We start from the raw sequence: 18,161 nt of genomic DNA on the forward strand, positions 1-18,161 counted from the left end.
CGTGAACCCGCCCGCGCAACCCATCGAGGTCCTGCTCGTCGAGGACGACGCGGGGGACGAGTTGATGACGCGCGAGGCGTTCGAGGACAACAAGATCCGCAACACCCTCCATGTGGTGCGCGACGGCGAGGAGGCGCTGGACTTCCTCTACCGGCGCGGCGCCCACCCGCAGGCCCCTCGCCCGGATCTCGTCCTGCTGGACCTCAACCTGCCGAAGTACGACGGACGTCAGGTGCTGGAGCAGATCAAGACGGACCCGGAACTCGCGGCGATCCCCGTCGTCGTGCTGACCACCTCCTCCGCTGAGGAGGACATCCTGCGCAGCTACAGGCTGCACGCCAACGCGTACGTGACCAAGCCGGTCGACCTGGACCAGTTCATCGCGGCCGTCCGCCAGATCGACGAGTTCTTCGTGACCGTGGTCCGGCTGCCCGGGCGCAACTGACGGCCGTCGCCCGTGCCACCCGTACATGACAGACGTACGTGACGCCCTTCACGAAACCGGTCGGCATACCGTGCGCGTGGTGGGGCATAAGGGAACCCGAGAAGGGATCCCCCGATCGCCTTCACCGGTGCCCGGGCAGGAGAGTATGAACGAACAGACCATCGGCGGCAGGACCTTCGCGTCCCTGGCGGATTCCGGGCAGCCGCTGCGCCGGGCCGCCGAGTACAGCGGCGAACCCGGGTGCATAGCCGAGGCCCGGGCGCTCGCCGTCAGGTTTCTGCAGCAGCTCGAAGCCGAGTGGTTCGCCGATCTCGGCGGCCGCACGGGTGACGATCTGCTGCTGGTCGTCAGCGAGTTGGTCACGAACGCGGAGCGGCACAGCCACGGGCCGTATCTGCTGGAGCTGGAGGGGACGGCCCGGCAGGTGATCGTGACCGTGTACGACAGCAGTACGGCCCTCCCGCGCCGCTTCCCGAGGGACCCGGCCAGGCTGGGCGGCCACGGCATCGAGATCGTGCACGCGCTCAGCGACCGGCTCACCGCCGAGCGGGTCCCCGTCGGCAAGCGCGTCCAGGCCGTGTTCGACCTGGAGCGCCGCAAGGTGACCGCGGGGACGACCGCCTGACGCGGGGGCCGGGCGCGGCGCCCGGGGCCCACCGTACGTGGAACCGGGGTGCTGCCCCCGGAGCCCGCCGCCGAGCCGTGGGCGCCGCCGCCCGCAGGACCGTGGAGCCCGCCGCCGGGCGCCCCTACGCGACCGGTTCGTCCGCTCTGCCGAACCAGTCCAGGCACAGCACCAGCGCGTCGTCCGTCGACTCGGCGTCGCGGTAGGCCGCCAGCTCGCCCAGCATCGCGCGCGGCACCATGGCGGCCGGCAGCAGGCTTGTCGAGCCGATCGCGCGCGCCAGCGCCCGGTCGCCGAACGCCTCGCCCTGCGGCGAGACCGCCGCGTACACCCCGTCGCTGACGAAGACCAGCCGGTCACCGGGCAGCACCTGGAAGGTCTGCGCGGCGTAGTCCGACTCCTCGAACATGCCGAGGGGCAGCTGCGGGTCGAGCGCGATGCGTTCGACCGACTTGCCCCGCCTGCGCCACAGCTGGGGCGATCCGGCGTCCACCGCCTCGACCCGGCCCGTCGCCAGCTCGAAGCGCAGCAGCAGCGTCGAGACGTACGCCGCGCCCCGGTGCTGCTCGTACAGCGCCTGATCCGCCAGCGCCGCCTGGTCCGCGAGGGCGATACCGGCCCGGCGGGCGTTGCGCAGCGCGTTGACGGCGAGATTGGTCAGCAGCGAGGCGTGGATGCCCTCGCCCATGCCGTTGGTCACCGCCAGCGTCAGCTCCTCGGCGTCGGCCGCCCAGTCGAAGTTGTCGCCGTGGATGGCGTAGGCGGGCTCCAGCTGGGCGCCGATGGCGTACTCCCGCGCGGCGCAGGCCCGCGCGGGCAGCAGGTCCCACTGCATCTCGGCCGCCAGGGTCAGCCGGCTCGCCCGGCGAACCCGCTGGTAGAGATCGGTGTCCCGTTCGGCCACCAGGATCTCGTGCCCGAGCAGCTCGGCCACCTGGGTCAGGTCCGCCACGACGGCCGGGGTGGAGCGGTCGCCGGGCAGCCGGACCGTGAGGATCCCGAGCCGTTCCCCGCGCACGGTGACCGGCAGGTGGTGGTCGACCGCGTCCCCGTGCCTCACCTGGTGTTCGCGCGGCTCCTGGCTGCCGAAGGCGCGGCCCTCGGGGCTGTTGTGCAGGGACAGTGCCTCGCCGGGGTGGGTGACGGTGTCGACCGGCCGGAGTACCGTGAGGCCGTAGTCGGCGAGATGGAGCCGTACGGATGCCGCCCCGTACGCATCGGTCAATGCTGTACGAAGCGTGTCGACGAGGGCATGCGGGGCCGCCGCACGGACCGCTCTTTCCACATCCGCGAGTAGAGTCACTGTCGCTCAGCCTTCTTCTTCCATGGGTGGATCCGTCTGAGCTGACAAAGGTCCGAGCCGGATGAAAGGGTGGATCGATGTCCCGCTTCACCGGTCAGCCGAGCCAGCGCGAACAGGTCGCCGAGGCCGCCTGTGCCGCCTCGGAACTGCTTGAGGTGCTGTGGGGGCGTGGCCAGGAGGCGGCGCCGTCCGGTCCGGTCTCACCCTCCCAGCTACGTGCCCTTCTCGTCATCGAGAAGCATGAGGGCGCGAATCTGCGGACGCTCGGCGAGGTCCTCGGCTCGCGCGCGTCCTCGGTGAGCAGACTCTGCGACCGGATGGAGGCGATGGGGCTCGTGATGCGCTCGCCCAGTCCGACGAGCCGCCGGGAGGTCGAGCTGCGGCTGAGCCGACGCGGCCACAACGTGCTCGACGAGTACCGCGCCTTCCGCACCCGTGAGGTACGCATCGTGCTGGAGTTGATGGACCCCTCGGACGTCATCGCGCTCGCGAAGGGGCTGACCGCTTTCCGCGCCGCGGCGACCGGGCGGTTCGGAGCCCTCGACAGCGTCGCGCCCGCGGCCTCGGAGCCAGGCACCGTGGCGGACAGCGCTTAGCTTCATTCGAGCCCACTTCCTGGCGATCGGCCGGATTACTGTCCGTGTGCTGTCCGCGCCGAGCGTCGTGCGGAAGCGGGTGACAGATTGTTGCCTAGATTGTTGCCCACCAGTGAATGTTGTCAAATGGCAACTATTGCTTCTATCGTGGGGTCGCTCCGTCCCCGGCCCAGAAGGATCTACGTGCACCCTCCCCACAGCGCAGGCAAGGCCATGGGAGTGGCCAGGAGGCAGGACGGCGACGGGATGGTCCTCGCCGTCAGCGGCGATCTCGACCTGGAGAGCATCGCCCCCCTCACCGCCGCACTGACCGAAGCGGGAGTGGCCGTCCCCGGCGCGGTCGTCGTGGATCTGTCCGGTGTGTCCTTCGCCGATTCGAGCACGGTGAACATCCTCCTCCAGGCGCACGGCGTGCTCGGTGCCCGGCTGCGCCTGGCCCGTCCGTCCGCGTTCGTCCGGCGGCTGTTCGGGGTCATCGGCCTCGAACGGGCCCTGCCGGTGTACGACACGGTCGAGGAAGCGCTGGCGGTGGGGCAGGCGTCCTGACGCCTGCCGGGTGCACGGCGTCCCACCTGCGTAATCGGCCCGCGCGCCGGGCCGGATCACCGGGACCCTTGGATTCGCTTCGCGGGGGTAAACGGCGGGCAAGACGGTCGAACGTGATGACCAGCCGACGGGGTGAGTGCCGATGAATCATCCGCTGATGCGGGACGACGAGTCCGACCGGTATGCCGAATGGACCTGCCGGCCGGAGCGGGCGGCCGATGCCCGGGAAGCGAGTTACCGGTTTCTGGCGGCCCTCCGCCCGACGCCCGGCACGGCCACCGCGCAGGACCTGGTGCTCGTGGTGTCCGAGCTGGTGACCAACGCCCTGCGGCATGCGGGCGCGGTCACCTCTTTGCAGTTGCGGGCCGACGCGCACAGCCTGCGGATCGTGGTGTCCGACCCCAGCCCGGTGTGGCCGAGCGACCGAACCCCCGACCTCACCGGGCAGAGCGGCGGCTTCGGCTGGCCCCTGGTCCAGCGACTGGCCCAGCGGGTCGCTGTCCGGCCCGGGGCGGGCGGCGGCAAGGTGGTCCTGGCCGTCCTCGCACGCTAGTGCCGCGACCGGCAAGGTTTGCCCGTCAAGGAGCGGCGTCCGGTGCGTGTGATCGCAAGGCGGCCGGAAGTCCATGTAGCGGAGCTACCTGGGCTTTTGGCCAACGCGGCGAGCGCGCGTGCCGGGCGTCGCGACGGGGCAAACGTTGCCGGGAGGGGCACTAGTACGGGGCGTGTGTGGCGTTTCCGCCGGTCCGGGCCCGCGCATCCTTCCGCCAGGAGGACGCCGGGAAACCCGGCTCGGGCAGGACGACGAGGGGGCCGTACCGAATGCGCGCACACCGCCGCAGGCCCGCACCAGGGCCGGACGTGGTCCGTGGCGCCGCCGCCGTGGCCGGACCGCTGCTCGTGTCGCTGACGGGGGCGCTGCTGACGGGCTGCGCCGGCGGAGCCGGGACGCAGCCGGCACCGGGGGCCGAGCCCTCCGGAAGCCGGACCGGGACCGCCCCGGCCACCGCCGCCGCTCGCCCCGGGACGAGCGGCGAGCCGGGCGGGACGCCGGACGCCTGCGCGGACGCCGACTGCGAGGTGCGGCTCGTCGCCGGGGACGGAATCCGTTTCACGGGTCCGGCCGGCGCGGCCCGCTTCGAGATCGGCGCGGTGGACGACGGGGCCGTGACCTGGAGCCTGCCGGGAGCGCGGCGGTGCGGGACGTCAGGGCCGGGGAGCATCCGGGTGACGAGCGACGGCGCGGGCTGCCGGGGGACGGTCGGACCGGGTACGACGCTCCGGGCGGAGGGCGTCACCGTGACCTTTCTCGACGTGGGCGCGGACACCGTGCTCGTACGGCTGCGGCCCCGGCTCTAGAAGGTTGTCCGGGACCGGGACGGGTGTCGACCGGCTCCGACGCCGGATCCACCCCTGGACCGGTGCCGGATCCGCCCGGGCCGGCACTGGGTCGGATCCCGGATCAACCCGTTGACATCGCCATACGTCCACCATACGTTTCTGTCGCGGAAAGCGCTTGCTAGAACCCCGTCCGAGATCCCTGTCCGCACGAGCAACTCGAAGCCCGAAGGGGAGTGTTCGCGACGTCTCCGCGCAACCTGACAGACCGGCGGATCCGCGCCGCCGTCATCGGCACCGGACAGATCGCCAAGGGCGCGCATCTCCCGGCCCTGCGTACCCTCGACGACGAGGTCGACATCGTCGCCGCCTTCGACATCGACGAGGAGGCCGTCCGCGCGTTCTGCGCCGACGGGGACATCCCGCACCCGTACACCGACCTGGCCCGCATGCTCGACGAGCAACGCCCGGACCTGGTGTCCATCTGCACCCCGCCCGTCTTCCACCGTGAGCAGACGGTGGCCGCGCTGCGCTCCGGCGCCTGGGTGTGGTGCGAGAAACCGCCCTGCCCCTCCCTCGCCGAATTCGACTCCATCGAGGCGGCGGAGGGCACGGAGGCGGACGGCGGCCCGTTCGCGGCGATCGTCTTCCAGCACCGGTTCGGCTCGGGCGCGGACCACGTCCGCTCCCTGCTCGCCGACGGGTCGCTGGGCCGCCCCCTGGTCGCCCACTGCCAGACCACCTGGTACCGCGACACCGACTACTACGCCGTGCCCTGGCGCGGCAGGTGGGCCAGCGAGGGCGGTGGTCCCGCGATGGGCCACGGCATCCACCAGATGGACCTCCTGCTGGACCTGCTCGGACCATGGTCCGAGGTGCGCGCCATGACCGGCCGCCTGGTGCACGACGTCGAGACCGAGGACGTCTCCACCGCGCTCGTCCGGTTCGACGGCGGCGCGCTGGCCACCGTCGTCAACAGTGTGCTCAGCCCCGACGAGGTGAGCCGTATCCGGATCGACTGCGAGCGCGCCACGGTCGAACTGACCCATCTGTACGGCTACGGCAACGACGACTGGCGGATCACCCCCGCGCCCGGGACCGCGGCCGCGGAAGCGGCCCGCTGGCAGGACATGGGGGAGAACGTCCCCAGCTCCCACCTGGCCCAACTGCGCGGACTCGTCACCGACATGAGGGCGGGGCGCCGACCGCGCAGCAGCGGCGCCGACGGCCGCAAGAGCCTGGAGCTGATCACCGCGCTCTACAAGTCCGCGTTCACCGACACCACCGTGCGCGCCGGGGAGATCGGCCCGGGTGATCCGTTCCACACCGTCCTGCACGGTGGCGCGCCCGGCTGGGCGCCGGACGCCGAGGCCGGGGACGCCCCCGTACCCGCGCGGGCTCCGACCGCCACGCCTGACCCGACCGCCGCATCCGCCGAACCTGCCGCACCAACCACGGAGATCCCCGCATGACGACGTTCGACACCGCCCCCGACGCCGCCTCGGATTCCGTCGTCGCGACCGCCGCCGGTACCGCGGCCCGTCCCGCGGACCAGGCGCCCGCCCCGGCCGGGCTGCTGCTGACCCACGCGCACGGCGACCGGATCGAACTGCGCGCCGGGGACGTCACCCTGCTCAGCTACGTCTACCGGCCCGAGGCGGCCTGGGAGGCGCCCAAGCCGTATGTGCACCCGCTGCGCACGCTCTCCGGAGGCGTGGTCACCGACTACCGTCCCAACGACCACCGCTGGCACAAGGGCCTCCAGCTCACCGCGTCCCACCTGTCGGGGCAGAACCTGTGGGGCGGCAACTCGTACGTGCACGGCCAGGGATACCTCCGGCTGCCCGAGCGCGTCGGCTCGATGAGCCACGAGGACTTCGACGAGGTGTCGGCCGGGGACGGCCGGGCCGTCATCGCCGAACGGCTTCTCTGGCGCCACCACGACGGCACCCCCTGGGCCGGGGAGACCCGCCGGATCGAGATCCACGACATCGACCGCACCGCGGGCGCCTGGACCCTGACCTGGTCCAGCGCCGTCACCAACCGCCGCGACGAGGAACTGCGCTTCGGCAGCCCCACCACGGCGGGCCGCGAGATGGCCGGTTACACCGGCCTGTTCTGGCGCGGGCCGCGCGCCTTCCGGGACGGACAACTGCTCGGGCCCGAGCTGGCGGGACAGGAACTGATGGGCACTCAGGCTCCCTGGGTCGCCTACAGCGGTGAGTTCGACGGACGGGACGGCCACGCCACACTCGTCTTCGCGCACGCCCCGGAGAACGACCACACCGGCGCCGGGGGGCGGCACCCCGCCCACTGGTTCGTACGCAGCGACCCGTTCGCCGCCGTGGCCCCCTCGTGGGCCTTCCACGAGGAACTGGTCCTGCCGCCCGGGGACACGCTGGCCCGGCGCTGGCGCGTGGTGATCGCCGACGGGAGCTGGGACCGCGAGAAGATCACGGACTACCTGGCAGGGCTGCCGTGGTGAGCCCGGACGCCGGGTTCCCCGGACTGCCGGGGGCCGTCGCCGTCTCGCACTTGAGCGTGTACGACTGGGAGAGCTCCGACGGAGTGCGCGGCGGCACCCCGCACCTGCACCTGACCTGCTCCGAGGCGTACGTGGTGACCGAGGGCCGGGGCGCGGTCCAGACGCTCAGCGCCGGGAGTTGCGAGACCACACCGCTGGAGCCGGGAGCCCTCGTGTGGTTCACGCCCGGCACGATCCACCGGCTGGTGAACGAGGACGGGCTGCGCATCGTCGTCCTCATGCAGAACAACGGACTCCCGGAGGCCGGGGACGCCGTGCTCACACTGCCGCCGGAGTATCTGGCCGACCCCGAGACCTACGCCCGGGCCGTACGGATCCCGGCCGCGGGCGACGCGACGGAGGCCGAACGCGCCGCCGTGGCGCGCCGACGCCGGGATCTCGCCATCGAGGGCTTCACCGCGCTGCGCACGGCGTGGCAGGCGGGCGACCCCGAGCCGTTGCTCGGCTTCCAGCGGGCCGCCGCCGAGCTCGTACGGCCCAAGGCGGCGGACTGGCGGGCGCGCTGGGAGGCGGGGGCCGCGGAGGCGGCCCGGCAGACCGGCGCCCAGCTCGACCGGCTGGCGGCGGGCGACGCCTCCTATCTGGCGGAGGCGGGCGTACGCGCACGGCAGCCGGCGGCTCGGGGCGGGTTCGGCATGTGCGGCCTGCTGGACACGTACGACATCCTGCGGGCGGACGCTTCGTAGCGGTGCGCCGGTGTTCCCGTCGCGCCGTCACGCGTCGGCGGACGGCGCGACCGGGGATCGGCCGACGCCCGCGGCTCCGGCGGCCGTGCGGCCGGGCCCGGGCGTCCGAGCACCGATTCACGACCGGCGTTGCGGAGTGCTGCCGGCTGTCCGATTCTTCGGACCCGCGCGACGTCGTCTCCGGTACAGGCGAGCGAGCAGCCAGAGCGCCGAACCGGTGAACAGCAGGGCGGTGACGACCAGCCACCGGGAGAGGAAGACGTCGGCGGGCAGCCCTGTGCCGCGTTCGTAGTGCTCCACGCGCCGGGTGATCAGCGGGAACCACACCAGGAGCAGCAGACCGCTGAGGGCGGCCGGTACGCGGACGAAGTTCATCCATTCCCGGCCCCGAACCCCGGGCAGGCTCCGCAACGCGCGGTCGGCGAGCGCGTACAGCGGCAGCAGCACCAGGTCGTGTACGAGGGCCGAGCCGACGAACCACAGAGCGACGGCGAACCAGTCGCCGTTCAGCAGGCGCAGCCCCGCGTAGCCGGTCACGGCGAACGAGGCGGCCAGTAGCAGCAGGTGCAGCGGCCCTTCTCCGTACCGGGGCCGGAACCGGGCCGGCCGGTGGTTCCTCATTCCAGTTCCCCGAAGGTCATCCGGGCCACCCATTTGGTGTTGAGCACGCCGGGCGCGGCGGGAACGATGATCCTCGCCGGGTAACCGTGGTCGGGTGAGAGGCTTTCGCCGTTGACGCTCAGGGCGAGCAGCGACCGGGGGTCGCGTACCTGGTTGTGGCGCAGCGCGGCGTTGCGGAACGCCCCGCGGCGTTGGAGGGACTCCACGAATACGTCCGGCGGTTCGTCCGCGTCCTCGTACCCGGCCAGGGCGGCAAGGTCGCGGAGCCGCACTCCGCTCCACCACTGGTCCCCGGTTGACCAGCCTTCCACGCAGGCGATGGGCAGCGCGGCGCTGTGCTGGGGGAGGGCCAGCAGCTCGTCCCTGGACAGGTGGAGGTCCGCGCGGCGGCCGGAGAGGGCCAGCCGCCACGCCTTCCCGGTGTCGGTCCGGTGGATGCCCGCGGCCGCGATCGTCTTGTTGATCTGGAAGCCGTTGGGCCCGTTCCCCGGGTCGCCGCCACCGTGCGGGGCGAGGAGCGCGGTCCGGCGCAGGGGGCCGTCGAAGTTCTGGCCCGCCGTGGTGGCCAGCAGCAGGAGCGAACCTCCGCCGGCCAGACTCAGCGCGCCGCGCCGCGAGAGTGTCGGTTCCGCGGGCCGGGGGGAGACGAGCCCGGTCCCGTCGTCGGGCTCCGGGTGGCCCGCCGGCCGCACGTGGCCGCCAGGCCGCGGAGGGCCCGCGCGCCGTAGGTGCGCCCGCACTCCCTGTTCCCGCAGCGTGTGGACGGTCCGGGGGAGGCGCAGAGCCACATGGACGACGAAAGCCGCCATGAACACCCATGCTCCGTAGAAGTGCAGGGGGTAGAAGGAGCCGGGGAAGAGGTAATCCAGCTGGATGTTGAGGATTCCGGTGACGAACTCGAACAGTGCCCCACCGACCAGCAGCAGCAGTGACAGCCGCTCCAGCGCGTGCCCGGGAGATCGTGCCGGGGGCAGCGCGAACAGCTTGGGAATGACGGACCACAGCTTCGCGAGCAGTACCGGGAACAGGGCGATGCCGACGGTGACGTGCAGGCCCTGATTGAGGCGGTAGAGCCAGTGCGGATCAGTTGGCCAGTCGAACAGGTAGAAGCCCAGTACGCCCTTGTCCGGCGTCTTGTCGTTCACGGGTGACAGATTCGGGTTGTACGCGGCGTACGACAGCAGACCGGTCACGAACAGCAGCGTGATGCCGGCGAGCAGGACGACACCGAGCACGGACGTCAGCCAGGGCCCGCGCAGTGGGCTGCGCCAGAACGCGGGGGAGGCCGACGGGCGGTCTGATCTGAAGAACCCTTTGCGCATGATGCGGCCATCCTCGGCGGTCTACGCGACGTCCGGCCGTCGCACTGGCTCGACGGTAGGCCCGGCGGGTGGTCTTGGTGGGGCGGCGACCGATGACGAAACGCTGACGTCCTCCGCCCGTACGCCAGGCCGTCCCAGGATCTGACGGTTGTGTGACGTCCCCCCGCGATGCGGCCCGGACTTGGTGGTTCCCTCCTACCGTGCAGGCGTGGAACACCATGACACCCTCACCCGTCACTCACGCCCCGGTGTGCGAAGCGATGTCGCGGCGGCCGGCGCGGCGGCCCTTCTGGTCGTGCTGGCGGTGATCGTCGGCAGCGCCGTCCAGCGCGCTGACGGGAGCCTCCGCGTCGGTTGGCCGCCACTGCTCGCCTCCTGGTCCCCTCATACCGGTCCCGGGACCCCGGCCGCGCTCGTGGTGGCCGTCGCCGTGATCGTGTACGGGCCGGTGCTCGCCGGCAGGCTGCCCTGGCGGGGGCTGCTCCTCGGCTCGTGGCTGACGTCGATGGCCTGGACCTGGTCCCTGGCGCTCATCGACGGTTGGCACCGCGGCATCGCGCGGCGGCTCACCACCCGGAACGAGTACCTCCAGGTGATCGACCGGTTCGACGACATCCCGGCCGCTCTGCGCGACTTCACCCGGCACATCCTGATCGACTCGCCCGACAACTGGCCCGCCCACGTGGCCGGACACCCCCCGGCCGCCACCCTCACCTTCGTCGGCCTGGACCGGATCGGGCTCGGCGGCGGCGCCTGGGCCGGGACGTGGTGCATCACGGTCGGGTGTACCGCGGCGGCGGCGGTGCTCGTCACCGTCCGTGCCCTGGCCGGCGAGCCGCTCGCACGCCGGGCCGCGCCGTTCCTCGTGCTGGCCCCGGCCGCGATCTGGGTCGGCGCCTCGGCCGACGGCTACTTCGCCGCCGTCACCGCCTGGGCGATCGCCCTGCTGACCCTGGCGGCCACCCGTGCCCCCCGCTTCCCGGCCGCCGCCCTGGGCTCCGGGCTGCTGCTCGGCCTCACCTGCTACCTGTCGTACGGGCTCACGCTGTTCGCGATCGTCGCCCTCGGCGTACTGCTCGCCGCCCGCACGACGCGCCCACTGCCGCTGGTGCTGTCAGGGGCGGCCGCCGTACCGCTGGTGTTCACCGTGCTGGGCTTCGACTGGTGGGAGGCGTACCGGCTGCTGACGGAGCGCTACTACCAGGGGGCGGGAGGTGTCCGACCGTACGGGTACTGGGTGTGGGCCAACCTCGCCTGTACGGTGATCGTGCTGGGCCCGGCCACCGTCGCGGGTCTGCGGCGGGCGGTGGTGGCCTCACCCGGTGCGGTGCGGGCGGCCCGTCTCCGTCAATCCGTGTCCTGGCCCGTGAGGGGGACAACGGGGGCGCAACGACTGGTGATTCTCGTGCTGGCGGCTCTCCTCGCCCTTGTCGTCGCCGATCTGTCCGGAATGAGCAAAGCCGAGACCGAGCGCATCTGGTTGCCGTTCGCCACGTGGCTGCTGGCCGCCGCCGCCCTGCTGCCTGCCCGTGGCCGCCGAGCCTGGCTGACCAGCCAGGCGGTTCTGGCGCTGGTGGTCAACCATCTGCTGTTCACCGGCTGGTGAACAGCGGGGCCGGGGCCTGGCCGCCGCTCGAGCCCGAAGGCTGAGCAGCGGCCGGGCCGATGAGCCGGACCGGTTCGGTCAGGACGGTTGAGCCGGGGCAACCCTGCCCGCCGCCACACGCCGCAACTCCGCGAAACTGCGCTCTTCCGCCCGCCACTGTCCGGTGACCCTCCACCCCGCCGCTTCGGCGGCGGAACGCAGCGCCCGGGCACCGACCCGGGCCCAGGGGAACGCGTCCCCCCGGGCCCCGCGCCCGTCGTCGACCCTGACCCGTACCCGTTCGTCGACATCGGGCAGGGCGGTTTCGACGAGCGCCACCCCGTCATCGGCGGCGAGTTCGGCCACCCTTGTCAGCAGCGCGGCCGGGTCACCGCCGATGCCGATGTTCCCGTCCATCAGCAGCACCGTGTCCCAGCGGCCCCCGCCGGGCAGCCGCTGGAAGACCGAGCGGCACAGCGCCCGGCCGCCCGAGCGGACGGTGCGCCGCACCGCCTCGGGGTGCACATCTATGCCGAGCACGGGACGGCCCCGGGCGGTGAGCGCCGCCACCAGCCGACCGGGCCCGCAGCCGATGTCGAGCACGGAACCCCGGCACCGCTCCAGCACCGCCAGGTCGGCCGCGTCCGGCGCGGCGCACCAGCGCTCCACCTCCAGCGGCAGCAACCAGCCGTCCCCGCGCCGCAGGAAGAGCGGGCCGCGACCGGTGCGCAGGGCGGCGGCATACAGATCGTCTCGCCATGCCGCCCGTATTGGTTCCGGGGCGCGGGCGACCGATACCTCGGCCACCTTTCCCCCGCTCACCGGGCCCCGGTCCGGTCGAGTTCCGCGTGGAGAGCACCGAACCGGGTGCCGGGTGCCCCGGCCGCGACCGCCGACGCGTCGGCCGCCGTGTCGACATCCCGCAGCATCGGCAGATCCCGCACAGCCAGGCGGGCGTGCGTCAGTCTGCGCCGCTGCGCCGCGCCCGTCCCGGGCACGGACATGGGCACGCCACGCAGCAGGGCCGGGTCCGGTTCGGCGAACCCCAGCGCCCAGAAACCGCCGTCGGCGGCCGGTCCGAACCTCGCCCGCGCGTAGCCGAAATCGAGCCCTTCGGCCAGGAGCGACGGGGTGACCTGCGGGGTGTCCATGCCGATCAGGAGCGTCGGCCCGGTGCTGAGCGCGAAGGCGCCGGCGAGCCGTTCGTCCAATGTGCCGTCGCACTGGGGTACGACCTCGAAGCCGGGCGGCAGCCACGGTCCCGGTCGCCCGTCGAGTACCAGCACCCGGCGCTCGGCCGGAGTGGCACGCACCGCCTCCAGCGTGTCGGCGAGCGCCGCCGCCGCGAGCCGGGCCGCCTCCTCGGGGCTGAAGGGCGGGCTGAGCCGTGTCTTCACCCGGCCCGGCACGGGTTCCTTGGCGATGACGAGCAGTGTGGTCATCGGACGCTCCCCGCTCCGGTCGTACTGGTCGTCGACGGCGCGGCGAGTACCCCGCGCATATCGTGGACCGTTTGCCAGGTGCCCCGCCATGTCCCGGTGACCTTGGACTTTCCGGTACGGGGTAGATACGGCACGTCCATCTCATGTACTCGCCACCCCGCGTCGGCGGCACGCACCACCATCTCCAGCGGATAACCGCTGCGACGGTCGGTCAGCCCGAGCCCGAGCAGTTCCGCGCGCCGCGCTGCCCGCATCGGCCCGAGGTCGTGCAGGCGCAGCCCGGTACGGCGGCGCAGCATCCGGGCCAGCACCAGATTCCCCGCACGGGCGTGCACAGGCCAGGACCTGGGAGTCCGCGGGCGCCGGCGCCCGAGCACCAGGTCTGCTGTGCCGGCGGCCACTCGGGCGACGAAAGGAACGAGCAGTGCCGGATCGAGCGAGGCGTCGCAGTCGCAGAAGCAGACGACATCCGCCTCCGCGGCCAGCAGCCCCGCGTGGCAGGCGGCGCCGAAGCCACGTTTCGGCTCGTGCACCACGGTCGCCCCCAACGCGTGGGCGATGCGAGGGGAACCGTCGGTGGAACCGTTGTCGACGACGATCGCCCGCCACGCGGCGGGTATACGCTCCAGGACCCAGGGCAGGGCCGCCGCCTCGTCGAGGCAGGGCAGGACGACGTCGACCGTCGATGAGATCGAGGGAAGGGAATCGGTCACGGTTTCACCGTACGGAGCCGAAGCGGACATTTGGGATCTCGGGGTCTTACGAAACGCGAACGTCGTCCCGTGACACCGGCAATCGCAGGGAACGGCGGCAACCGCGGTGCGAGTCTGGAGACATGGAGAGCAACAAGAGCATCCTGGTCGTGGACGACGATCCCACCGTGGCCGAGGTCGTCACCGGCTATCTGGAGCGGGCCGGGTTCGCCGTGCACCAGGCTCCCGACGGGCCCGCAGCCTTGCGGGCGACCGAACTGCGGTGGCCCGACCTGGTCGTCCTCGATCTGATGCTGCCCGGTATGGACGGCCTGGAGGTCTGCCGCCTCCTGCGCTCCCGCGGCCCCCTCCCCGTCATCATGCTCACCGCGCGCGGCGATGAGGACGACCGGATCCTCGGCCTGGAGATCGGCGCCGACGACTACGTCACCAAGCCCTTCAGCCCTCGCGAGCTGGTGCTGCGCGTCGAGTCCGTACTGCGCCGTGGCTCATCGTCCCAGCCGCCCGGGGCGACATTGAGCGCGGCGGGCCTGGAACTCGACCCCGCGGCCCGCCGCGCCACCAAGCACGGGCACGACCTCTCCCTGACACTGCGAGAGTTCGACCTCCTGGCCTACTTCCTGCGTCACCCGGGGCAGGTCTGCGACCGCGACCGGCTGATGCGTGAGGTGTGGGGCTGGGAGTTCGGGGACCTGTCCACCGTCACCGTCCACGTACGGCGACTGCGCGGAAAGATCGAAGACGACCCGGCCCGGCCCCGGCTCATCCACACCGTCTGGGGTGCGGGGTACCGCTTCGACCTCCCAACGGGTCCCGCACCGCACCCGGCGGGGAATCAGGTCTGACAGCCAATGCGCGATCTTCTGCTCATCGCCCTGTACGCCTTCCTCGGCGCGGCCGCCGCCGGGCTGCTCGGAGCTCTCGCACTGCGTCTGCTGCGCCGCCGTTCGATCGCGGTCTCCCTCGCGGTGGTCGCCGCCGTCGCGGTCGGCGCGATGCTCGCCGGAACTCTCGCGGTCGCCAGGGCGATGTTCCTCTCCTCCCACGACCTGACCGTCGTCACCACCGTGGTCGCCATGGCCGCCGCCGTCTCGCTCGCCACCGCTCTGCTGCTGGGCCGCCAAGTCGTCGTCATCTGCCGCGATCTGGCCCGGGCCGCACGCCGCTTCGGCGAGGGCGGCACCTTCACCGCCCCCGGCGCCACGGCGCCCGCCGAACTCAGGGCACTCAGCCGCGAACTGACCGCCACCAGCGAACTCCTCACCGCGGCCCGGGAGCGGGAACGCGCGCTGGAGACATCCCGGCGCGAACTCGTCGCCTGGATCTCACACGATCTGCGCACCCCACTCGCGGGGCTGCGTGCCATGTCCGAGGCTCTGGAGGACGGCGTCGTCACCGACCCCGCCCGCTACCACCGTCAGATCCGTACCGAGGTCGACCGCCTCAACTCCATGGTCGGCGACCTCTTCGAACTCTCCCGTATCCACGCCGGCGCCCTCGCCCTCACCACCGCCCGCGTCTCCATGTACGACCTGGTGGGCGACGCCCTGGCCGGTGCCGACCCGCTCGCCCGCGAACACGGGGTCCGTCTCGTCGGCAATCGCGTCGCCGCGGTGCCCGTCGAGGTCGACGGCAAAGAGATGACCCGCGTCCTCGCCAACCTCCTCGTCAACGCGATCCGGCACACCCCCGCCGACGGCACGGTCGCCGTCGCCGCCGAACTCCGCGCCGACTCCGTCGTGCTCTCCGTCACAGACGGGTGCGGAGGCATCCCCGAGAGCGATCTGCCGAACGTCTTCGACACCGGCTGGCGCGGCACCGCCGCCCGCACACCGAGTCCGGCGGGCGCCGGACTCGGTCTGGCCATCGTGCGCGGCATCGTCGAAGCGCACGCCGGCCGCGCCGCCGTGCACAACGTCACCGGCGGCTGCCGCTTCGAAGTCACTCTCCCCGCAGCCCGCTCCTAGTGCCCCTCCCGGCAACGTTTGCCCCGTCGCGGCGCCCGGCACGCGCGCTCGCCGCGTTGGCCAAAAGCCCAGGTAGCTCCGCTACATGGACTTCTGACCGCCTTGCGATCACACGCACCGGACGCCGCTCCTTGACGGGCAAACCTTGCCGGTCGCGGCACTAGCGAATTCCGCCATACCCTCCGCGAAACCGGTCTCCGGCTTCCACCCTGTCTCGGCGATCAGCCGTCGCGAGTCGGCCGTGATGTGCCGGACATCACCGAGCCTGAAGTCGCCGGTGACCGTCGGCCGGGGCCCGTCGTGCGCGGCGGCCAGCGCCCGCGCCATCTCGCCGACCGTGTGCGGCTCGCCGCTACCGGTGTTGTACGCGGTGAACGCGCCCGGCGGCCGCCCGGCGATCGTCTCGGCCACCAGTGTGTTGGCCGTGGCCACATCGTGCACATGGACGAAGTCACGGCGCTGGCCGCCGTCCTCGAAGACCACGGGAGCCTCACCACGCGCCAGCGCCGATCGGAACAGGGAGGCCACACCCGCGTAGGGAGTATCGCGGGGCATGCGCGGACCGTACACGTTGTGATAGCGCAGCGACACGGCCCGGCCGCCCACCGCGCGTGCCCAGGAGGCGGCCAGGAACTCCTGGGCCAGCTTGGTCGCCGCGTAGACATTCCGGGGATCGGCCGGGGCGTCCTCACCGACCAGCCCAGGCTCCAACTCGGCTCCGCAGCGCGGGCAGAGCGGCTCGAAGCGACCGGCCTCAAGATCCGACACGGCGCGGGGTCCCGGCCTGACCTGGCCGTGCCGGACGCAGTCGTAGCGCCCCTCCCCGTACACCACCATCGACCCGGCGAGAACCAGGTCCCGTACCCCGGCCTCGGCCATCGCGGCGAGCAGAACCGCCGTCCCGAGGTCGTTGCAGGCCACATACGCGGGCGCGTCCGCGAAATCCTTACCGAGCCCCACCATCGCCGCCTGATGGCACACCACGTCCACCCCGGCCAGAGCCCGCGTCACCGTGTCCGGGTCCCGCACATCGCCGGGAACCCACTCCGCTCCGTCAGGAACCGCCGGGGCCTGCTGGTGAGCGGTGGGAAGCAGGGCGTCCAGGACGACCGGCTCATGCCCGCGTGCCCCGAGTTCCTCGACGATGTGCGAGCCGATGAAGCCCGCCCCTCCGGTGACAAGTACTCGCATGATGCCAACGCTACGGAACCCGGCCGCCAACGGAACGGACGTGGCCGCCGATGTCACGAAGGCGTAAGAACCCGCGAGACCATCCGAAGCCGTCGCGCCGGGCGTATGTCTCGGAGAAAGCGACGACGTGAGGGTCGGCGGGGCGGAAGAAGCGCCTTCCTCTTGCCGTGGCGGCCCGGCGACCGTACGGTGATCCGAGGGGTGAAACGTTTCACATCCGGTGTGGCAGGGAGGGTGAGGGGATGGCGCGAGGCCGCGCCGCGATCGCGATCGCAGTCGGGTCGGCGATCGAGGACCCCATGGCGCTACCGGCCCCGCTCCGGTTCCCCGTCGCGCCGCAGCAGATACGTGTCCATGATCCAGCCCTTGCGGGCGCGCGCCGCCGCCCGCAGTTCCTCGATCCGGCCGGCGGCCTCGGACAGCCGCCCGGAGACCAGGATCTGGTCCTCCGTCCCCACGTAGGCGCCCCAGTGGATGACCGGATCCGCCGCGAGATGGCGCCGGTAGGACTGCTGGGAGTCCAGCATCACCACGACGTCGTCCACGCCCTCGGGCCAGCCGTCGGCCAGCCGGCGGCCCGTGGTGATCTGTACGGGGCCGCCCACGCGGTTCAGTGCGATCCGGTGCGCGGCGGCGAGCGCGGAGACACTGCTGATGCCGGGGATCACCTCGTGGTCGAAGCGGACCGTGCCGCGCGCCAGGATGTCCTCCAGGACGGCGAGCGTCCCGTCGTAGAGGGCCGGATCGCCCCAGACGAGGAAGGCTCCGGTCCGGTCGTCGGCGGGTCCCTCGCCCAGTTCCTCGGTGATCAGGCGTTCGTAGAGGTCCGTCCGGCGAGCGCGCCACTCGGCCACGGTAGCGGAGTAGGCGGCGGTGTCCGGCGCGGGCGCCCGCACCGGATCGCGCGCCTCGACCACCCGGTGCGCGTGACCGCCGATGTGCCGGCGCAGAATCTCGTGCCGCAGCCGCCGGGGGCCGGACCTCTCCTCGCCCTTGTCGAGGAAGAAGAAGACGTCCACCTGATGGAGCGCCTTGACCGCCTGCACGGTCAACTGGTCCGGGTCGCCCGCGCCGATACCGATGACATAGATCTTTCGCACCCGGTCGAGTCTGCCGTACGGGCCGCTCGGCGCCACCGTCGCGGTGGCCGGATCCGGTCCGCCGGGTCCCTCGGGGCCGGATCCCCCCGGCTCCGACTTATCTCCGCCGAGAAAGGCGACGATCCCTCCGATGTCT

General features: G+C 72.3%; 20 protein-coding genes. 12 read left to right on the top strand and 8 right to left on the bottom strand.

Features of this window, described 5'->3' with window-relative positions:
• Window position 1: 1 nt before the first annotated feature.
• Together ACU6P3_RS29740 and ACU6P3_RS29745 are read left to right on the top strand one after the other, a co-directional pair.
• Entirely contained in the window at window positions 2-445 is a 444-nt protein-coding gene (locus ACU6P3_RS29740; RefSeq protein ID WP_344281303.1) for a response regulator, read from the top strand.
• A 145-nt stretch (window positions 446-590) separates the two neighbouring features.
• A complete protein-coding gene (locus tag ACU6P3_RS29745) occupies window positions 591-1,070 on the top strand; it encodes an ATP-binding protein (RefSeq protein ID WP_447194919.1) in 480 nt (159 codons plus the stop codon).
• A gap of 124 nt (window positions 1,071-1,194) precedes the next feature.
• Here the strand turns inward: ACU6P3_RS29745 and ACU6P3_RS29750 are convergent, their stop codons facing one another.
• Window positions 1,195-2,373, bottom strand: a complete 1,179-nt coding sequence (locus ACU6P3_RS29750) for a PP2C family protein-serine/threonine phosphatase (RefSeq protein WP_447194920.1) — start codon at window positions 2,371-2,373, stop codon at window positions 1,195-1,197.
• A 77-nt stretch (window positions 2,374-2,450) separates the two neighbouring features.
• Between ACU6P3_RS29750 and ACU6P3_RS29755 the strand changes: the two genes are divergently transcribed.
• The 7 genes from ACU6P3_RS29755 to ACU6P3_RS29785 all read left to right on the top strand — a co-directional run bounded on the left by ACU6P3_RS29755 (window position 2,451) and on the right by ACU6P3_RS29785 (window position 8,084).
• Window positions 2,451-2,969 carry a MarR family winged helix-turn-helix transcriptional regulator gene (locus ACU6P3_RS29755; RefSeq protein ID WP_447194921.1) on the top strand — a complete coding sequence of 173 codons (519 nt, stop codon included), beginning with the start codon at window positions 2,451-2,453 and terminating at the stop codon, window positions 2,967-2,969.
• A 213-nt stretch (window positions 2,970-3,182) separates the two neighbouring features.
• Window positions 3,183-3,515 carry an STAS domain-containing protein gene (locus ACU6P3_RS29760; RefSeq protein WP_447198124.1) on the top strand — a complete coding sequence of 111 codons (333 nt, stop codon included), beginning with the start codon at window positions 3,183-3,185 and terminating at the stop codon, window positions 3,513-3,515.
• A gap of 142 nt (window positions 3,516-3,657) precedes the next feature.
• Window positions 3,658-4,068 carry an ATP-binding protein gene (locus ACU6P3_RS29765; protein ID WP_447194922.1) on the top strand — a complete coding sequence of 137 codons (411 nt, stop codon included), beginning with the start codon at window positions 3,658-3,660 and terminating at the stop codon, window positions 4,066-4,068.
• 269 nt (window positions 4,069-4,337) lie between these two features.
• Entirely contained in the window at window positions 4,338-4,874 is a 537-nt protein-coding gene (locus ACU6P3_RS29770; protein WP_447194923.1) for a hypothetical protein, read from the top strand.
• Between the two features lie 215 nt (window positions 4,875-5,089).
• Window positions 5,090-6,325: a Gfo/Idh/MocA family protein gene (locus ACU6P3_RS29775; protein WP_447194924.1), complete on the top strand. Its 1,236-nt coding sequence runs from the start codon at window positions 5,090-5,092 to the stop codon at window positions 6,323-6,325.
• Window positions 6,322-7,338: a DUF6807 domain-containing protein gene (locus ACU6P3_RS29780; RefSeq protein WP_447194925.1), complete on the top strand. Its 1,017-nt coding sequence runs from the start codon at window positions 6,322-6,324 to the stop codon at window positions 7,336-7,338. Before ACU6P3_RS29775 ends, ACU6P3_RS29780 begins: the two co-directional genes overlap by 4 nt.
• The gene (locus ACU6P3_RS29785) at window positions 7,335-8,084 is read left to right on the top strand and encodes a cupin domain-containing protein (protein ID WP_447194926.1); all 750 of its coding nucleotides are present in this window, start codon (window positions 7,335-7,337) and stop codon (window positions 8,082-8,084) included. The genes ACU6P3_RS29780 and ACU6P3_RS29785 overlap by 4 nt, the downstream gene beginning before the upstream one ends.
• 117 nt (window positions 8,085-8,201) lie before the next feature.
• Here the strand turns inward: ACU6P3_RS29785 and ACU6P3_RS29790 are convergent, their stop codons facing one another.
• Complete coding sequence (locus ACU6P3_RS29790) at window positions 8,202-8,705, bottom strand: hypothetical protein (RefSeq protein WP_447194927.1); 504 nt, start codon at window positions 8,703-8,705, stop codon at window positions 8,202-8,204.
• Window positions 8,702-10,027: a molybdopterin-dependent oxidoreductase gene (locus tag ACU6P3_RS29795; protein WP_447194928.1), complete on the bottom strand. Its 1,326-nt coding sequence runs from the start codon at window positions 10,025-10,027 to the stop codon at window positions 8,702-8,704. Before ACU6P3_RS29795 ends, ACU6P3_RS29790 begins: the two co-directional genes overlap by 4 nt.
• A gap of 208 nt (window positions 10,028-10,235) precedes the next feature.
• On the opposite strand from ACU6P3_RS29795, the gene ACU6P3_RS29800 reads away from it, so the two are divergent.
• Entirely contained in the window at window positions 10,236-11,633 is a 1,398-nt protein-coding gene (locus ACU6P3_RS29800) for a hypothetical protein (RefSeq protein WP_447194929.1), read from the top strand.
• A gap of 78 nt (window positions 11,634-11,711) precedes the next feature.
• On the opposite strand, the gene ACU6P3_RS29805 is transcribed toward ACU6P3_RS29800, so the two are convergent.
• Genes ACU6P3_RS29805 through ACU6P3_RS29815 form a run of 3 tightly spaced genes read right to left on the bottom strand, consistent with a single transcriptional unit; the run spans window position 11,712 to window position 13,797 of the window.
• Window positions 11,712-12,419: a class I SAM-dependent methyltransferase gene (locus tag ACU6P3_RS29805; RefSeq protein WP_447194930.1), complete on the bottom strand. Its 708-nt coding sequence runs from the start codon at window positions 12,417-12,419 to the stop codon at window positions 11,712-11,714.
• 11 nt (window positions 12,420-12,430) lie between these two features.
• Window positions 12,431-13,054 carry a TIGR04282 family arsenosugar biosynthesis glycosyltransferase gene (locus ACU6P3_RS29810; RefSeq protein ID WP_447194931.1) on the bottom strand — a complete coding sequence of 208 codons (624 nt, stop codon included), beginning with the start codon at window positions 13,052-13,054 and terminating at the stop codon, window positions 12,431-12,433.
• On the bottom strand, window positions 13,051-13,797 hold the full coding sequence (locus ACU6P3_RS29815) for a glycosyltransferase family 2 protein (protein WP_447194932.1): 747 nt from the start codon (window positions 13,795-13,797) through the stop codon (window positions 13,051-13,053). The genes ACU6P3_RS29810 and ACU6P3_RS29815 overlap by 4 nt, the downstream gene beginning before the upstream one ends.
• Window positions 13,798-13,889: 92 nt before the next feature.
• On the opposite strand from ACU6P3_RS29815, the gene ACU6P3_RS29820 reads away from it, so the two are divergent.
• Window positions 13,890-14,612, top strand: a complete 723-nt coding sequence (locus ACU6P3_RS29820; protein WP_447194933.1) for a response regulator transcription factor — start codon at window positions 13,890-13,892, stop codon at window positions 14,610-14,612.
• 6 nt (window positions 14,613-14,618) lie between these two features.
• A complete protein-coding gene (locus ACU6P3_RS29825) occupies window positions 14,619-15,734 on the top strand; it encodes a sensor histidine kinase (RefSeq protein WP_447194934.1) in 1,116 nt (371 codons plus the stop codon).
• Between the two features lie 108 nt (window positions 15,735-15,842).
• On the opposite strand, the gene ACU6P3_RS29830 is transcribed toward ACU6P3_RS29825, so the two are convergent.
• Window positions 15,843-16,925 (bottom strand): NAD-dependent epimerase/dehydratase family protein, encoded by a 1,083-nt coding sequence (locus tag ACU6P3_RS29830; protein ID WP_447194935.1) that lies wholly within the window; start codon window positions 16,923-16,925, stop codon window positions 15,843-15,845.
• Window positions 16,926-17,230: 305 nt separating this feature from the next.
• The gene (cobF, locus tag ACU6P3_RS29835) at window positions 17,231-18,025 is read right to left on the bottom strand and encodes a precorrin-6A synthase (deacetylating) (RefSeq protein ID WP_447194936.1); all 795 of its coding nucleotides are present in this window, start codon (window positions 18,023-18,025) and stop codon (window positions 17,231-17,233) included.
• Between the last annotated feature and the right edge of the window lie 136 nt (window positions 18,026-18,161).

The sequence above is a fragment of the Streptomyces hebeiensis genome (assembly GCF_052983195.1).

What these genes read in the sequence shown, in the direction of transcription:
- ACU6P3_RS29790 (WP_447194927.1), bottom strand. Translation starts at nt 8,705, where the DNA reads ATGAGGAACCACCGGCCGGCCCGGTTCCGGCCCCGGTACGGAGAAGGG.
- ACU6P3_RS29770 (WP_447194923.1), top strand. Translation starts at nt 4,338, where the DNA reads ATGCGCGCACACCGCCGCAGGCCCGCACCAGGGCCGGACGTGGTCCGT.
- ACU6P3_RS29760 (WP_447198124.1), top strand. Translation starts at nt 3,183, where the DNA reads ATGGGAGTGGCCAGGAGGCAGGACGGCGACGGGATGGTCCTCGCCGTC.
- ACU6P3_RS29820 (WP_447194933.1), top strand. Translation starts at nt 13,890, where the DNA reads ATGGAGAGCAACAAGAGCATCCTGGTCGTGGACGACGATCCCACCGTG.
- ACU6P3_RS29810 (WP_447194931.1), bottom strand. Translation starts at nt 13,054, where the DNA reads ATGACCACACTGCTCGTCATCGCCAAGGAACCCGTGCCGGGCCGGGTG.
- ACU6P3_RS29830 (WP_447194935.1), bottom strand. Translation starts at nt 16,925, where the DNA reads ATGCGAGTACTTGTCACCGGAGGGGCGGGCTTCATCGGCTCGCACATC.
- ACU6P3_RS29815 (WP_447194932.1), bottom strand. Translation starts at nt 13,797, where the DNA reads ATGTCCGCTTCGGCTCCGTACGGTGAAACCGTGACCGATTCCCTTCCC.
- ACU6P3_RS29825 (WP_447194934.1), top strand. Translation starts at nt 14,619, where the DNA reads ATGCGCGATCTTCTGCTCATCGCCCTGTACGCCTTCCTCGGCGCGGCC.
- ACU6P3_RS29780 (WP_447194925.1), top strand. Translation starts at nt 6,322, where the DNA reads ATGACGACGTTCGACACCGCCCCCGACGCCGCCTCGGATTCCGTCGTC.
- ACU6P3_RS29745 (WP_447194919.1), top strand. Translation starts at nt 591, where the DNA reads ATGAACGAACAGACCATCGGCGGCAGGACCTTCGCGTCCCTGGCGGAT.
- ACU6P3_RS29755 (WP_447194921.1), top strand. Translation starts at nt 2,451, where the DNA reads ATGTCCCGCTTCACCGGTCAGCCGAGCCAGCGCGAACAGGTCGCCGAG.
- ACU6P3_RS29795 (WP_447194928.1), bottom strand. Translation starts at nt 10,027, where the DNA reads ATGCGCAAAGGGTTCTTCAGATCAGACCGCCCGTCGGCCTCCCCCGCG.
- ACU6P3_RS29765 (WP_447194922.1), top strand. Translation starts at nt 3,658, where the DNA reads ATGAATCATCCGCTGATGCGGGACGACGAGTCCGACCGGTATGCCGAA.